Source organism: Actinoplanes sp. NPDC051411, assembly GCF_040682075.1.
GTDB lineage: Bacteria > Actinomycetota > Actinomycetes > Mycobacteriales > Micromonosporaceae > Actinoplanes.
Map to the genome: position 1 here is coordinate 1 of NZ_JBFBAD010000031.1, position 14185 is coordinate 14185.

Annotated in this window: 13 protein-coding genes and 2 pseudogenes; 4 read left to right on the forward strand and 11 right to left on the reverse strand. The window is 70.7% G+C overall.

Annotated elements, in window-relative coordinates:
• Nucleotides 1-43 precede the first annotated feature (43 nt).
• Nucleotides 44-499, reverse strand: a complete 456-nt coding sequence (locus AB0M88_RS18805) for a hypothetical protein (RefSeq protein WP_364103236.1) — start codon at nucleotides 497-499, stop codon at nucleotides 44-46.
• Between the two features lie 52 nt (nucleotides 500-551).
• The gene (locus tag AB0M88_RS18810) at nucleotides 552-1370 is read right to left on the reverse strand and encodes an endonuclease/exonuclease/phosphatase family protein (protein WP_364103239.1); all 819 of its coding nucleotides are present in this window, start codon (nucleotides 1368-1370) and stop codon (nucleotides 552-554) included.
• 904 nt (nucleotides 1371-2274) lie between these two features.
• Between AB0M88_RS18810 and AB0M88_RS18815 the strand changes: the two genes are divergently transcribed.
• Together AB0M88_RS18815 and AB0M88_RS18820 are read left to right on the forward strand one after the other, a co-directional pair.
• A complete protein-coding gene (locus AB0M88_RS18815) occupies nucleotides 2275-2805 on the forward strand; it encodes a DUF3887 domain-containing protein (protein WP_364103242.1) in 531 nt (176 codons plus the stop codon).
• Between the two features lie 22 nt (nucleotides 2806-2827).
• Nucleotides 2828-4120: a serine hydrolase gene (locus AB0M88_RS18820; RefSeq protein ID WP_364103245.1), complete on the forward strand. Its 1293-nt coding sequence runs from the start codon at nucleotides 2828-2830 to the stop codon at nucleotides 4118-4120.
• A gap of 52 nt (nucleotides 4121-4172) precedes the next feature.
• Here AB0M88_RS18820 and AB0M88_RS18825 read toward each other — a convergent pair whose 3' ends face one another.
• Nucleotides 4173-4724: an FMN-binding protein gene (locus AB0M88_RS18825; protein WP_364103248.1), complete on the reverse strand. Its 552-nt coding sequence runs from the start codon at nucleotides 4722-4724 to the stop codon at nucleotides 4173-4175.
• Between the two features lie 13 nt (nucleotides 4725-4737).
• Nucleotides 4738-6111, reverse strand: a complete 1374-nt coding sequence (locus AB0M88_RS18830; protein WP_364103251.1) for a ferredoxin reductase family protein — start codon at nucleotides 6109-6111, stop codon at nucleotides 4738-4740.
• A gap of 83 nt (nucleotides 6112-6194) precedes the next feature.
• Between AB0M88_RS18830 and AB0M88_RS18835 the strand changes: the two genes are divergently transcribed.
• Complete coding sequence (locus AB0M88_RS18835) at nucleotides 6195-7286, forward strand: PLP-dependent aminotransferase family protein (protein WP_364103254.1); 1092 nt, start codon at nucleotides 6195-6197, stop codon at nucleotides 7284-7286.
• Between the two features lie 23 nt (nucleotides 7287-7309).
• On the opposite strand, the gene AB0M88_RS18840 is transcribed toward AB0M88_RS18835, so the two are convergent.
• Nucleotides 7310-7819: a HEAT repeat domain-containing protein gene (locus AB0M88_RS18840; protein ID WP_364103257.1), complete on the reverse strand. Its 510-nt coding sequence runs from the start codon at nucleotides 7817-7819 to the stop codon at nucleotides 7310-7312.
• Between the two features lie 761 nt (nucleotides 7820-8580).
• Nucleotides 8581-9803 (reverse strand): annotated as a pseudogene (locus AB0M88_RS18845) (IS701 family transposase); the annotation flags it as partial.
• Nucleotides 9804-10023: 220 nt separating this feature from the next.
• On the opposite strand from AB0M88_RS18845, the pseudogene AB0M88_RS18850 reads away from it, so the two are divergent.
• Nucleotides 10024-10309 (forward strand): annotated as a pseudogene (locus tag AB0M88_RS18850) (IS630 family transposase); the annotation flags it as partial.
• On the opposite strand, the gene AB0M88_RS18855 reads toward AB0M88_RS18850, so the two are convergent.
• The 5 genes from AB0M88_RS18855 to AB0M88_RS18875 form a co-directional block, all read right to left on the reverse strand.
• The gene (locus AB0M88_RS18855; RefSeq protein WP_364103260.1) at nucleotides 10306-10599 is read right to left on the reverse strand and encodes a YiaA/YiaB family inner membrane protein; all 294 of its coding nucleotides are present in this window, start codon (nucleotides 10597-10599) and stop codon (nucleotides 10306-10308) included. The pseudogene AB0M88_RS18850 and the gene AB0M88_RS18855 sit on opposite strands and share 4 nt — an antisense overlap.
• 48 nt (nucleotides 10600-10647) lie before the next feature.
• On the reverse strand, nucleotides 10648-11427 hold the full coding sequence (locus tag AB0M88_RS18860; RefSeq protein ID WP_364103263.1) for a DUF1932 domain-containing protein: 780 nt from the start codon (nucleotides 11425-11427) through the stop codon (nucleotides 10648-10650).
• The gene (locus AB0M88_RS18865; protein WP_364103266.1) at nucleotides 11424-12125 is read right to left on the reverse strand and encodes a GntR family transcriptional regulator; all 702 of its coding nucleotides are present in this window, start codon (nucleotides 12123-12125) and stop codon (nucleotides 11424-11426) included. Before AB0M88_RS18865 ends, AB0M88_RS18860 begins: the two co-directional genes overlap by 4 nt.
• A 117-nt stretch (nucleotides 12126-12242) precedes the next feature.
• Nucleotides 12243-13490: a HAMP domain-containing sensor histidine kinase gene (locus AB0M88_RS18870; protein ID WP_364103269.1), complete on the reverse strand. Its 1248-nt coding sequence runs from the start codon at nucleotides 13488-13490 to the stop codon at nucleotides 12243-12245.
• Nucleotides 13487-14158: a response regulator transcription factor gene (locus tag AB0M88_RS18875; RefSeq protein ID WP_364103272.1), complete on the reverse strand. Its 672-nt coding sequence runs from the start codon at nucleotides 14156-14158 to the stop codon at nucleotides 13487-13489. The genes AB0M88_RS18870 and AB0M88_RS18875 overlap by 4 nt, the downstream gene beginning before the upstream one ends.
• Between the last annotated feature and the right edge of the window lie 27 nt (nucleotides 14159-14185).

The following is a 14185-nucleotide window of genomic DNA, read 5'->3' on the forward strand; positions in this document are numbered from 1 at the left end:
CCGGGCGCGCGGGGCGGGGGCGCCCCCGCCCCCCGACGCCGGCTCAGTGCGCGGCCGGTCGAGGTCGATCAACGTCGAACAGACGCTCGTCGTGGGCGCTGCCACCCGGCCCGTGCTGCTCGTCGCTCGGCACGATGTCCTGGTAGCAGCCGAGCCGGTTACCCCACGGATCCTCGAAGTCGATGAAGCTGACGACTCCCGGAAGGGTGGTCACCGGGGAGACGACCAGGCCGAGTTCGGATTCCACTCGCCGCGCGGCGGCTCGAACATCATCAACCCGCAGCCTGACCCGCGCGGTGAGCGGCGACAACGGCCCGGCGACCGCGACCACCTGCCACCACAGTTCGACGCCGGGCAGCACCCGCCATTCAAGAAAATCGTCGTGCGGGGCGAAATCCGGCTGCCGCGCGAACAGCGTCGCGTAGAACCGCCGGCCGGCCCCGATGTCACCGACGGGAAGCCGCAACGTCATCCCGCTGGGACGCACTTCGCCCGTCATGCGGCCCAGTCGACCAGAGACCACTCCACCGCGCAACACCGACCCGGCGAGATCAGGACAGCCAGGCACCGGGCGGATGCTCGGGCACGGCCAACTCGGCCACGACGCTGAAATGGTCGCTGGCCCAGACACCGTCCACCGGCTCGTCGAAAGCGAGCCGGCAGTCCGCCACGTCGAGGCTCGGTCCGTGGACGCCGCAGCGGACCATGACGTAATCGATGCGGCGGCCCAGCTCCAACGACATCTCGCCAGCCCGTTCAAGCGGGTTGACCGGCGTGAACGTGTGCCCGGGGTCGTCCGGATGGATCGCCGCCCACGCGTCGCGGTAGGCGACGCTGCTGCCGTGCAGGGACTGCTTCCCGGTCCAGAATCGGATGCTGGCCGAATCGGGAACGTCGTCGAAGTCGCCGGCCAGAATCACGTGCACGGCGCGCCCGGCAAGACGTTCCTCGACGGCCCGGGCACAGGCGACGGCCTGCAGCTCACGCTCGGCGGCATAGCCGACCTGCCAGGCCGGCTTGTGGTGGACGAACAACACCGAACCGACCGGCGACGGCACCTCGATCTCACCGATCACGGCCGCACTCCACGGCAGATCCACCCGCCCGGTGACCCGCAGATCAACCTCGGACACCGCGCCGACGGGCCACCGGCTCGCGAAGGCCGCCCCGACGCCGTTGCTCGAACGCCGCGAGTGGTGAACAACGTGGTAACCCTCGCCGAGCAGCTCGAGAACCTGGTCGCCGCCGACCCCACGGACCACTTCCTGCAAGGCGATCAGATCGGGCCGCCACCGAGCGATCCCCGCCTGGATCACCGAACGCCGCCGGTCCCAGCGGGCGTGCTCCGGCGAGAGAAGGTTGAACGTCATAACCCTCAGGCGCGTCTGCTCCGGTGCGCCGGCCCGCGAGTCGCTCATAGACGTCCATATACCAACGCGGCGGACCGCCAAACCGCCCTCGCCTGTCCGCAACGCACCAAGGCGGCCGACGAGCCGCGGGCCGCCCCCGCGAGCACCAGGGCCGCCGAGTGCCGGTCGGCTCGGGAGTGCCAGGCTCCGAACGATCTAAATCACCCGCAGCCGTGGTGGCGGAATGGACCGCGGCCGAGGCAGCGACGGTTACCGAACGCACAAAACCGGGGACTCGTAAAGCGTCAGGAAAATGGGTTTACCGCCTCTATCGGTGACCAAGTGCGTCGACGTTAGGCGCGGCTCAATATCGGTGGTGGCCAATGATCTTTTAAGCGGCCCGGCGGTCACACTACAACCGCAATCCGGATGCTGCTGAGGGTCGGTGGCCGCTACCAGAAGTTCGTCGACGCTGCCATGCGCGGTCTGGGCCGGTCGCTGGTCGCGGCCGGCGGTGGGCTGGCCGTCGAGCACCGCCACCAGGGCTGGAACTGTGACGTCGGTCGGCGCTCGACCGGATCCGGCTCACCCACGGGAGGGTGCGGGTCGCTGCCCAGCCGTCGACCCGTCGGTAGTCGGGGTCAGGCGGGCCGCTGGCGGGCTGGTCGGTTGGCGGGCTGGTCGCCGCCTTCGTCACCGCGACGATTGGTGCGCATCCCATGCTGTCCTCGATCGGCGGTGCGATGACGGCTCTGGATTTCGTGCTAGGGATTTCGTGCCGCACGGATTAGGATTACGTGCTATGCGGTGTCGTTACTGTGGTCGGCCTCTCCCGCAGCGGGATGGGCCCGGCCGCCACCAGGAGTATTGCAACTCGACCTGTCGGAGCGCGGCTCGGCGGCAGCGGTCCGCTGTCAATGATAACTTGACATCGACGGTGCCGGGCGGGACTCTCGGGGAAGTAGGGGCCGCGCACCGGCAGGTGCTCGAAGCCCAGGACCTTCTGCGTGCCGCGGTCGAGCGGGCCCGCGCCGAGGGCCACACGTGGCAGGAGATCGGAGAGGTCGTGGGCACCACCCGGCAGGCGGCGTTCCAGCGGTTCGGCAAGGCGGTCGACCCGCGTACCGGCCAGGTGATGACGCCCGGCGTGCCGGACGCCGCCGACCGTGCGCTGGCGCTGCTCAGCGAATACACGGCGGCGCGGTTCGAGCGGGTGCGCGACGACTTCGACGAGATCATGCGGCGTGAGCTCCACACCGAGAAGCTGGCCTCGGTGTGGGCGCTGGTCGTCGGCAGTGTGGGCGCGTTCGAGCGCTTCGGTGAGCCGGTCGTGCACGCGGCCGGCGACCTGACCGTGGTCGACGTCCTGATGCACTTCGAGGCGGGCACGGCGGTGGCCCAGGTCAGTTTCCGTCGCGAGGGGACGGTGGCGGGTCTGTTCATCCGCCCCGCCTGAGGAACCCGCCTGAGGAGGCAGCATGTTCCGCCGCATCATGACATCCGGCGCGATTGTCGCGCTCGTGCTCGGCCTGGCCGCGGCACCGGCGCCGGCCGTGCCGGCGGCCACCGTCGACAGCCAGTACGCGTGGGTGCTCGACGTCTCGACCCGACTACCGGCCTCGGCGGCCGAGCTGCAGCAACACCTCGACGCCACGCTGCTGGCCGCGGTCGGCGGGGCCGACGGGTTCAACAAGGTGGTGCAGCCGCTCGGCGCGTTCACGGCCGGGCCGGTCATCTCGCGGTCGGCGACCACGCTGCGCCGGGTGGTCACCGCGGCCAACGCCGGCGGACTGCTCGCCACCCTGGTCGTCGACGGCGACGGCCTGCTCTCCGGCTTGTCGCTCACGCCGTACCTCCCGGCGCCCACCTCGTGGGCGCAGGTCGACGCCGAGCTGAAGAACCTCGCACCCCGGGTTTCCTTCGCCGCGGCCCGCGTCACCCCCTCCGGATGCACGCTCACGCACGGCGTCAACCCGGGCACGGCCCGGCCGCTCGGCTCGGCCTTCAAGATGTACGTGTTGGGAGCTCTAGCCCGCACGATCGCCGCCGGGAAGCTCTCGTGGAACACGCCGCTGGCGTTGAATCCGGCCTGGAAGTCGCTGCCCTCGGGCGTCCTGCAGGACCAGCCCGGCGGCAAGGTCTACACGCTCGCCCAGTACGCCGACTACATGATCTCGATCAGCGACAACACGGCCGCCGACCATCTGCTGCACGAGGTCGGGCGCGATCAGGTCGGGGCGCAGTTCGCGCTGTGGGGCAACCACGCGGCCGGCAACGATCCGGTGCTCTCGACGCGGGAGCTGTTCGCCCTGCGGAGCTGGCAATATCCGCTGGTCGCCACGGCGTACGCGGTCCTGCCGCCGCGCCTGCGCGGCCCGGCCTTGACCGCTCTCGACCGGGTGCCGCTCACCTCGCTCGGGGCGTGGGCGCAGCCCCGCATGATCTCCAGCCTGGAGTGGTTCGGCTCGCCGCTCGACATGTGCCGGGCGATGGCCGGCCTGTGGTCGTTCAAGGACCCGCAGGTCGACACCGCGATGACCCTCAACGACGGCGGCCTCGGGCTGCCGTCCGCCGACTACCCGACGGTCTGGTTCAAGGGCGGTTCGGAGCCGGGCGTGCTGACCCTCAACTACCTGGCCCGGGCGTCCGACGGCTCGCTGGTCACGGCCAGCCTGATGCTCTCCGACCCGGCCCACCCGCTCGACGAGGCCACGGTGACACCGCAGGCGGTGGCTCTTCTGCGGGGCGCCCTCCAGCTGGCGGCCGGCTAGTCGAGCTGCGGCGCCCCTCCGCCGGAATTGCCGGCCTTTCGACCCCCGGACGTCAGCTCAGGCCGGCGGCGTCCAGGGCGGACTGGAGCGACTGGAGGTAGCCGTCACTGGTAACGGTCGCGCCGGAGACGGTTTGGATGTCGGCGCTCTGGGCCTGGAGGGTCTCCTGGGTCAGGGTGGGCAGGGCGAAGGCGTTGATCTCCTGGTCGCGGCCGTTGCCGTTGGGGTAGACGGGCACCTGCACGTCGGTGATTTTGCCGTCGGTGACCGTGATCGTGACCTGGACGTCGCCCCACCGGGTGCCGGCCGTCGAGCCGGTGTAGGTCTTCGCCGCCTTGCTGCTGCCGTCGGCCGAGGCGCTGGCGCTGCTGCTGGTGCTGCCGTTGCCCGAGCCGCTGCCGCTGGCGCTGCCGTCGCCTGAGGCGCTGGCGCTCGGTGAAGGGGTGGCGGTGGCAGTGGGTCCGGGGTTGCCGGCCGCGGGGGTGGTGGCCGGGGCGACCGCCGCCACCGCGGGCGCCGCGCCGCCGCCGGTGCTCGTGCGGTAGCTGAAGAGCAGCACCACCGCGGCCACGGTCGAAAACAGCCAGAGGGTTATACGTCGCATCGGTTCAGACCTTCTACCAGGCAAACTGTTCGGTGTGGAGGCGTTCGCCGGGGACTCCGGCCGTGTGCGCCGCGGAAACCGCCGCCGCGGTCCAGCTCTCCGGGCCGCACACGTACACGTGCGACGCGGCGACCTGGGGTGCGATCTGCTTCAGGGCGTCGGCGTCGGCGTGGTCGGCGTACTGGGCGGGCAGCCACGACGGGCGTGACGCGCGGCCGCCGAGCAGATAGACGATCTGCACGCCACGCCGGCCGGCGAACCATTCCAGCTCGTCCCGGAACGCGATCTCGGACTCGGAGCGGGCCCGGTAGATCAGGGTGGCCTGGCCCGGCGCGTACGGCAGTTCACCGAGCAGGGCCAGCAACGGCGTGATGCCGATCCCGCACGCGAGCATCACCACCGGGCCGCCGCCGTAGGAATCGGCGGTCATCACCCCGTACGGTCCCTCGATGAGTGCCCGGACGCCGGGCCGCAGCCCGGCGACGCGGGAGCTCCCGTCGCCGAGGTCCTTCACGGTGATCCGCAGGAGGTGGCCGTGCGGGGTCGCCGACAGCGAGTACGGGTGGGAACGCGTCCAGCCCGGCCCGTCGAGGAACCGCCACTGGAAGAACTGCCCGGCCCGCACCGGCAGACGGTCCACCTGGCGGCCACGCAAATAGACTGAGGTCAGGCCGGCCCCCTCGGGGACCACCCGTTCGACCGTCAGACCATGGCGAAGGTTGCGCCACAGCGGCAGCCCGATCCGATAAGTGAGGACCGCCGCGGCCGCCACCGCGTAGAGCGTCCACCAATAGGCCGTCGCCGCGGGCGAGGCGAGGAAGTCGCTGCCGGTCCACAGCTGGTGCGGCAGGGCGAGGCCGACGCCGAGGTAGGCGTAGAGATGCAGCAGATGCCAGGACTCGTAGCGCAGCCGACGTCGGGCGGCCCGGATCGACGTGACCACGACCATGACCAGCGCGATCGTGCCGGCCGTGGCCAGCAGCATGCCCGGATAGTTCCAGGTCAGGTCCCAGAGCTCGGCGAACGCGTTGCCGCCCGCCGCATAACCGAGGGTGATCAGCACGATGTGGGCGACCATCAGCCAGAACGACGTGAACCCGGTCCACCGGTGCCAGCGGGCGAGCCGGTCCTGGCCGAACGCACGCTCGGCCAGCGGAATCCGGGCCATCAGCAGCACCTGCAGCAGGAGCAGGTCGGCCGAGAAGAGCCCGGTCAGGCGGCCGGTCGAGTCGAGCGGGTCGGTGGCCAGCTGTGACCAGCCGCCGTTGCTCAGCCAGAGGGCCGCCACCACGAGCAGGCTGACGCCGGCCGCGCTGGCGGCGGCATCGGGGTACCACCTCGGTGAGGTCTTGGCCCGGAGTACGGGCTGGGCAGCGGTGATGGTCACGCCTTCAACCATCGGCGGTCCGACTGGAACTACCAACGAGCGGAGGATAAGAGGTTCCTATGAATCACTTCTAGGATGGCGGTGTGCCGATCGTCCAGTTCGAGGACCGCCCGCTGCTCGACCTCGGCTGGGGGCATCCGCGGGCTGACCTTCTCCCGGGCGATGGCTGGGCCCGTGCGTCCGGGCGCGCGCTTTCCGCGTACGGGTGGCAGGCCCTCACCTACGGCCACGCGGCCGGCCCGGCCCCGCTCATCGAATGGCTCTGCGAGCGGTCCGGCGACACGCGTCCGTCGCAGGTCTTCGTCACGGCGGGCGCCTCACACGGGCTGTCCCTGGTCGCCGAGGTGCTGACCCGGCCGGGCGACGTGGTGCTCGTCGACTCCCCGTCCTACCACCTGGCGTTCCCGATCCTGGCCGACCGTGGTGTCACGCTGGTGCGGGCGCCGGCCGACGAGCACGGCGTCCTGCCGCAGGCACTCCCCTCAGACAATTCCCTGCTCTACCTGGTGCCGACCTTCGCCAACCCGACCGGCCGCAGCCTGCCCCTCGAACGCCGCCGCGAGCTGGCCGACCGGGCCCGGCGCGGCCACGTGACGGTGGTCGAGGACGACACCTACCGCGACCTGGCCTACGACTCGCCCGCCCCGCCGTCGCTGTGGTCGCTGGCCGGCGGTCACGGCGTGGTGCGGCTGGGCTCGTTCGCCAAGACCGTCGCGCCGGGACTGCGGCTGGGCTGGATCACCGCCTCACCCGACCTGGTCGACCGGCTGTCCCGGCTCGGCTACGTGCACAGCGGCGGAGGCGTCAACCACACCGTCGCGATGACGATGGCCGTCTTCGGCGCCGACGGCTTCTACGACCGGCACGTGGCCCGCCTCCGTGCGGAATACGCCGAGCAGCGAGACGCACTGATCGAGGCACTCCACGCCTGTGGTCTGCCGGCGGAGACTCCGGCGGGCGGTTGGTTCGTCTGGCTCCCGCTGCCGGCCTCCGCGGAACAGCTCCTGCCGGTCGCCGAGCGGCACGGCGTCTCCTACATGCCGGGGCCCCGCTTCTGGCTCGACGGCGCGGACGGCGACGACCGGGCCCGGCTGAGCTTCTCCCGCCTGCCGGAACGCGACCTTGCCGAGGCGGCCCGCCGGCTGGCGACCGCGGTGCACGGGGCGGCGCTGTAGCGGCTCGTGCGACCGGGCGGTATTCAGGGCCTTGCCTCGCCGGCCCAGCGATCCAAGGTCAGGGCTGCGGCGCGGCCCAGCTCGGAGTCGCCGGCCAGGCGGCGGAGCAGGTCGGCGTGGTGGTCGGCGGGGCCGGCCTCGGCGACCGCGGCCAGCGCGTTGTGCCGTACGTTGAGGTCGTCGTCGTGCAGCAGCGCGCCGGTCAGCGCCTCGAGGACCGGCGGGTCGTCCAGGTAAGGCCCGAGGGACATGGCGGCGTACTGGCGGACGAGCTCGTCGTCCTCCCGCAGCGCCGCGGCGATGGCCCGCCCGGCCTCGACGCGGGCGGTCGGCGCCGTCGGTGGCCACAACCGCAGGATCTTCATGCACTCGATGCGGGCAAGGTCGTATTCGCCGGGGTCGGCGGTCACCGCGGTGAGGAACGCGATCACTTCGGGATCCGCGACATGCTCCTCGAGGGCCTCGACCACCTCGACCTTGACGTCATCGTCGGGGGCAGACCGAAACAGCTCGATGAGACGATTCTCGTGCACCGCGGACCCTTCACTCGCCGGACCACTGCGACCGACGATGATAGGCGATCCCCGGAACGACTCCGCCACCCCCAGGACCGAGCGGAGCACCACGGCCAGGCACGCCGGCATGATCGACCAACGCCGCAGTGCCGCGCAAGGCGTCCGGACCGGCTCATCTGGCCAGTGCCCTGGAGTCGGTGGGGTCAGTGGCAGGCGGGCGACACGGCGTGCGTCAGCGCGCCCGGTGCGGCGACCCTCGTGTGAGGGTTCTCAAGGTCAGGCGATCCGGTCGGGCTGGTGCAAGGAAATTCGCCGCTTGCCAGGGTCTCCGCCGGCCGTTCGCGTCGCGATCCTCTCTAGGAGTAGCTGCGGCGCATGCGACCTGCTAATAGTGATGTATGGCTATCTGGCAATATGCTCAGCTCACTGTCATCGGCCCTCGGCAAGAATGGAAGGCGAGGAAGTTCTGGTCGCAATGGACGACCACTCGACCGGAAGGCGACGTCAGTACACGTAAGAGATGGAAGGTCGTCTTCGAAGGGCCCGGTGGAACTAGAAACGAGGTTCTGGAAAAGCCGCCGGACCTGGTAATGCTGCTCAATAAATACGGGAAAATGCGGTGGGAGTTAATTAAGGAGTCGTCGAGCACTCGTGCCGGCAAGACTAAACCGGCCACAACACTGCGTATACACAAATACCTTTTCAGGCGACCTTCGCTGTCCCGGTCTGCCTAGTACTCCAGCAGGAGATCTTTTAGGGCTCGTTGAGGGCTCGTTGAGGGCTTGTCGGGCGTAGTGGCTGGCTTTGGCTTGGTCTTGGTGTCGTCGTCGGTAGATGGGCCAGGCGATGACGTCGGCGACTCGTCGGACCGGGTCGATGACCAGGGCGTTGAACAGTCGGCGTAGTTCGTTGACGGTGATCGCGATCAGTCCGTCCGGGGTTTCGGTGCTGATGATGGTTGCTGCGGCGAGGAATGCGTGGGCGGCGATGACCAGGGTGGTCCAGCGGTGCCAGGCCCGCCACCGGCGGTGCTGGTGCTGGTCGAGGCCGAGGCCGGTTTTAGTGGCCTGAAACGATTCTTCGATGCTCCAGCGGCGACCGGCGACGGCGACCAGGTGGTGCAGCGCAACAAGTTCGAGGCTCCAGCAGCGGTAGAACGCCAGTTCGCCGGTGACCCGGTTGCGGCGGATCAGCAGCCAGTGATGCCCGCCGTGCGGGTCTGCGGCCAGGGGCAGGCTGATGAATGCCCAGTCGTAGTAACGGAAACCTTTCGCTCCGGCGCCGGCCGACAGTCGTTGCCACGCCCTTTTCGGCAGGCGGGCGGCGATCTGATCAGCCCGCTGAACGCCGAGGCCGGTCGGTGCCCGGTGCGAGCAGGCTACCGCGAGGACATAGCCGAGCCGGTGCCCGCGTAGTGTGGCCGCCAGCTTCGGGTCGCCGCCGTAGGCCTCGTCGCCGGCGACCCATCGACACGGCAGCCACCAGCCACCGCAGTTTCGATCAGCCGGCGGGCCAGCTGCGGCTTCGTGGCGAACGCGACGGTGTCGGGCACGCCTGCTTCAGCACGTCGTGCCGGGTCTTCGGACCAGAGTTTCGGCAGGTAGAGCGCAACGTCCAGAAGCGTGTGCCCAAGTGGTGAGGCATAGGAGAGATGGACGGCGAGTTGGCAGTTCTCGATCTTCCCGGCGGTGCCGGAGTATTGCCGTTGCACCCCGACGGTGTGGACGCCTTTCTTCAGGTCTCCGGTCTCGTCGACCACGAGGATCCCGTCCGGGTGCCCGAGTCGGGCCGTCACGAACTCCCGCACATCGGCGCGCACAAGCGTGTCGTCCCAACCGGCCCGGCCGATCAGGTCCTGCATGCCGCCCGGGCCGCTGTCGCCAGCGTGTTCCGCGATGGTCCAGCAGTTCTTGACCGGCAACGGGGCCAGCAAGCCGGCCACGAAGTCCCGGACCCGACGTCTGCTCTCCGGGCGGGTGAAGCGTGCCTCGATCGTGTCCATCAACGTCTCGAACAGCTCAGACCATCGCCGGGCATCTACTCTGTAGGCGGCAGCCACCGCCGTATCTTTTGAGGTCCACACAACCGCTGAGACTCGACGGTGGCTGCTTGCTGTCCACGGACAAAACCACACCGTCACCGCAGCTCACAACGGACCTCCTGCTGGAGTACTAGCTGGTGTCTGCGGTGCCGATCGCGCACCGCCAGGACAGCTGGAAATCCCGGCGATCAAACGGTGGCTGACCGCCCACCCGCGCTTCGTTCTGCATTTCAGCCCGACCAGCTCATCGTGGCTGAATCTAGGTCGAACGCCGGCTCGGCGAACTCACCACGAAGAAACCGCAACGCGGCACCCACCGCAGCGTCCAGGCACTCAACAACGACATCCGCGACTGGATCGGGACCTGGAACGACAACCCCCGGCCCTCCGTCTGGACCAAAACCGCCGACCAGATCCTCGAATCCATCGCCCGCTACCGCACACGCATCAGCGACTCAGGACACTAGACCGCGGAGGTCGTCTTGAACGGGTCGTGTTCGTTGAGCAGCTTGTCGATTCGGGCCTGGTCGACGCGGCGGACCACCGTGCCGACCTCCTGCGCGTCGCGGATCGTCTTGGCGAGGGTGAACGCCGACGTGACCACGTAGGCCAGCCCGAGACCGAGGAACGCCCGGATCCAGCCGCCCACGGGCAGGTAGAAGATGCCGGCGGCCAGGCCGAGCAGGGCGACGGCGAACGAGGCGGCCGCCTGGGCGTAGAACGCGGCGGTGACTTTGGGCGCTGTGGTGATGTCCATGGCGCTCATGCTCTGACCGCCGCGGGGGATCCGCCTGAGTGCCGGTACTCAGGTGCGACCGCGGCGGGCGGCGAGGTCGGCCAGCCAGTCGCGGCTGGCGGTGGCGATGCGCGGCGGGACGCCGAGGGAGTCCAGCAGTTCGGCGGAGGCGGCCATCTCCTCGCGGCGGCGGACCGCGTGGGTTTCCGAGCCCGACACGAGACGGTCGAGGGTGGCCGCGGTGCTTTTCTCCAGTTCGTCGCGGATGTTGCCGGCCAGCCACTCCTCGAGGCCGGCCGCCCGGGCCGCCTCCAGCGCCTCGACCACGGCCGCCGCGAGGCCTTTGTAGTAGACGCTTCGCAGGAGCTTGCGGGTCGCGGCCTGGCCCACCGGGCCGTCGATGACCTGCACCTGGGCGCCGAACTGCCGCAAGAGGCCGGCCGCGGCCTCGGCGGCCGGGCCGCTCACGGTCAGCGGCGTGCGGAGGCCGGTCGGGGGCACCGGGGCCATGACCGCGACGTCGACGACCTGGACCGTGTCGCCCGCGACCCGGGCCAGCTCCTGCTTGAGTGCGGGCGCCGAGGTGTTGAAATCGGCCCAGATCGTCTCCGGCGTCACCGCCCCCAGTGACTGCGTCAGCGCGTCCACCGCGTCGTGCGCGCTGTTCACGCTGATGACCAGGCCGGCGTTCCGGCAGGCGTCGGCATCGCTCGACGCCGCGAACACCCCGGGCGGCGGGGACACCAGCGGATCGAAGCCGCGGACCGTGGCCCCGGCCGCGACCAGGTCGGCCGAGATCCGGCTCCCGGCTTCTCCGAGACCGAGGACGGCGATGGCTGCTGAGCTCATGAGGGCACTCCGAAGTAGTCCATCGACTTGAGAGCTTCGATGACGCTGGCGATGTGTTCGCGCATCGCGGTCTCGGCCGCCTTGGGGTCGCGGTCGCGGATCGCCGCGATGATCCGCTCGTGCTGGGGGAGTGAGGTCGCCGGGCGGCCGGGCAGCAGCGACACCATGAACTGGTGCCGCACCAGCTGGCCGCGCAGCGTCTCGACGATCCGGTCGGCGGTGCCGTGGCCCGCGATCCGCCGGATCAGCGCGTGCAGGCGCTGGTTGAGGTCGCTGTAGCGGCGGAACTCGCCCGCCTCGACCGCGCGCCGCATCAGCACGCCGATCTCGTCGAGTTCGGTCGCCTGGTCGGCGGTGACGTGGTCGGCCGCGCGGGCCGCGACCAGCCCTTCGACGACCATGCGCACCTCGGTGATCTCGACCGCCTCGGCCAGCGACACCTTGCGTACGTGGGCGCCGCGGTTGCGCTGCACCTCGACCAGGCCTTCGGTGGCGAGTTCCTGAATGGCCGCCCGCACGTTGAACCGGCTGGCCTGGAACCGCTCGATCAGCTGGGCCTCGACGAGCCTCTCCCCGGGGGTGTATTCGCCCTTGAGGATGGCCTCGCGCAGCGCCTGCCTCAAGGGCGGCGCCGGGGCCCCGCGCTCGCGCGCACCGCCGGGCGCCTGTCGTCGGTCCTGGTCGCGCTCAGCCGGCATGTGTTTCCGCGTTCCTGTAGTTGTCGGTGGTCCCGACAGTCTTCCGGTCGGACCCGGTCTGCGTCGATCCTCCATCAGACGAGCGGAGGTCGGCCACGTGTCGGGCATATTCCGGATCTACCCTGTCACCCGTTTCAGCAATCCACGTCGGGTGGCGCCGGCCGGGGACGGCCCGGCCGGCAGGCGTACGGTGAACGTCGCGCCCGCCCCGGGCCGGCCGTCGGCGGTGATCGTCCCGCCGTGCCCGGTGACCACCTCGCGCAGCAGCGCCAGCCCGATCCCGAAGCGCCGCTCGCCCGCCCCGGCACCGCGGTGGAAGCGGTCGAAGAGCCGGGTGCCGTCCGCCGGGTCGAAGCCGTCGCCGGTGTCCGCCACCGCGAGTTCGACCTGGTCAGCAGGCTGTCGGAGGGTGACCGTGATGCGGCCGCCGGCCGGGGTGTGTGTCAGGGCGTTGGACAGCAGTTCGGCGACCATCCGGCGCAGCGCCGACTCGACCCCGGTGACCAGCAGCGGCTCGTCGGGGCCCTCGAAGACCAGCTTGACGTCCTGCTCGGCGGCCCGGTCGGCCTCGGTCGCGACCGTCGTCTCGACCAGGCCGGTCAGGTCGACCGGTTCGCGTGCGGGTCCGGACGGACCGGCGGCGAGCCGGGCCGAGAGCAGCAGCTCGTCGACGATCTCGCCGAGGCGCCGGGTGGTGCCGACCAGACGGTCGAGGTCGCCCTGGTCGGCGCGGGCTCGTCGGGCGAGCATCTGAGCCCGGGTGTGCACCTGCGCGATCGGGGTGCGGAGCTCGTGGCTGGCGTCGGCGACGAACCGGCGCTGGCGTTCGAGGGCCTCGGCCAGCGGCGCGACCGCGCGGTGCCCGACCACGACCCCGGTGAGCCCGGCCGCCAGCAGGCCGACCAGGGCCGCGACCGCGAACGCCATGAGCAGGTGGCGACGGTCGGCGACCTGGTAGCGGGCGTCGAACACGACCTGGACGACGGTGTCGCCGCGCATCTGGGTGAGTACGTGGTACGTGGTGCCGTTGGCGGTGAGGGTTTCCGTGACCGGCGGTGCACCGGCGGCCACCCGCTCCATGGCCGGGCGGAGGGGGAAGCCGGCCGGCGCCGGGATCGGCCCGGTGTCGAGCCGGGAGGCGTTCAGCCGGAACAGCCAGTTGCAGCCCACCGGCCCCGCCACCACGCCGTGCGAGACGCCCCACGACAGCTCCTGGCTGATCTGCCGGTCCTGGCTGCGGACCAGGCCGGCGTAGGCGACGACGCCGACCACGCCGAGCAGCGCGCCGACGGCCAGCCCGACGAACAGTCCCATCCGCAGGCGGGCGCGGCGGACGATGCCCCGTTCGGTGCAGTCCAGAGTCATAGCGTGCCCAGCCGGTAGCCGAGGCCGTGCACTGTGCGGATCACCGTGCGGCCCAGCTTGCGGCGCAGGTAGTAGACGTACGTGTCGACGATGGACGCGGCGGCCGCCTCGTCGAAGACCCGGCTGCGCAGCTGGGCCCGGGAGTGCACGGCGGCCGGGCGGGCGGCGAGGGTCCGGATCAGCTCGAACTCGCGCGCCGAGAGCGCGACCCGGGATCCGTCGGACCGGACCACCTCGCGTACGGTCAGGTCGAGCAGCCCGGCCCCGATCCGCAGCACGTCGGTCGCCTCGCCGTTGCGGCGGCAGAGGGCCCGCAGCCGGGCGCTCAGCTCGTCGAGGTCGAACGGTTTGACCAGGTAGTCGTCGGCGCCCGCGTCGAGCCCGGCGATCCGGTCGTCGACGGTGCCGAGGGCGGTCAGCAGCAGGGCCCGGGCCGGCACCGCCCGCGAGCGGAGCTTGGCCAGCACGTCGAGGCCGTCCAGCGCCGGGAGCAGCCGGTCGATGACCATCACGTCGTACGGCCGGGTGAGCCCGAGATGCAGGCCGCGCTGGCCGTCGGCGGCCCGGTCGACGACGTATCCCTCGTCGGCCAGCGTCTCGGTGAGCATCTCGGACAGGTCGAGGTCGTCCTCGATCAACAGCAGCCGATTCGATCTTGCGCCGCGCATCCATCGACAATGGCACATATGACGGGT

Excerpts from the sequence above, each read along its gene's own strand:
- AB0M88_RS18805 (WP_364103236.1), bottom strand. The coding sequence starts at position 499 with ATGACGGGCGAAGTGCGTCCCAGCGGGATGACGTTGCGGCTTCCCGTC.
- AB0M88_RS18810 (WP_364103239.1), bottom strand. The coding sequence starts at position 1,370 with ATGACGTTCAACCTTCTCTCGCCGGAGCACGCCCGCTGGGACCGGCGG.
- AB0M88_RS18820 (WP_364103245.1), top strand. The coding sequence starts at position 2,828 with ATGTTCCGCCGCATCATGACATCCGGCGCGATTGTCGCGCTCGTGCTC.
- AB0M88_RS18825 (WP_364103248.1), bottom strand. The coding sequence starts at position 4,724 with ATGCGACGTATAACCCTCTGGCTGTTTTCGACCGTGGCCGCGGTGGTG.
- AB0M88_RS18855 (WP_364103260.1), bottom strand. The coding sequence starts at position 10,599 with ATGGACATCACCACAGCGCCCAAAGTCACCGCCGCGTTCTACGCCCAG.
- AB0M88_RS18860 (WP_364103263.1), bottom strand. The coding sequence starts at position 11,427 with ATGAGCTCAGCAGCCATCGCCGTCCTCGGTCTCGGAGAAGCCGGGAGC.
- AB0M88_RS18865 (WP_364103266.1), bottom strand. The coding sequence starts at position 12,125 with ATGCCGGCTGAGCGCGACCAGGACCGACGACAGGCGCCCGGCGGTGCG.
- AB0M88_RS18870 (WP_364103269.1), bottom strand. The coding sequence starts at position 13,490 with ATGACTCTGGACTGCACCGAACGGGGCATCGTCCGCCGCGCCCGCCTG.
- AB0M88_RS18875 (WP_364103272.1), bottom strand. The coding sequence starts at position 14,158 with ATGCGCGGCGCAAGATCGAATCGGCTGCTGTTGATCGAGGACGACCTC.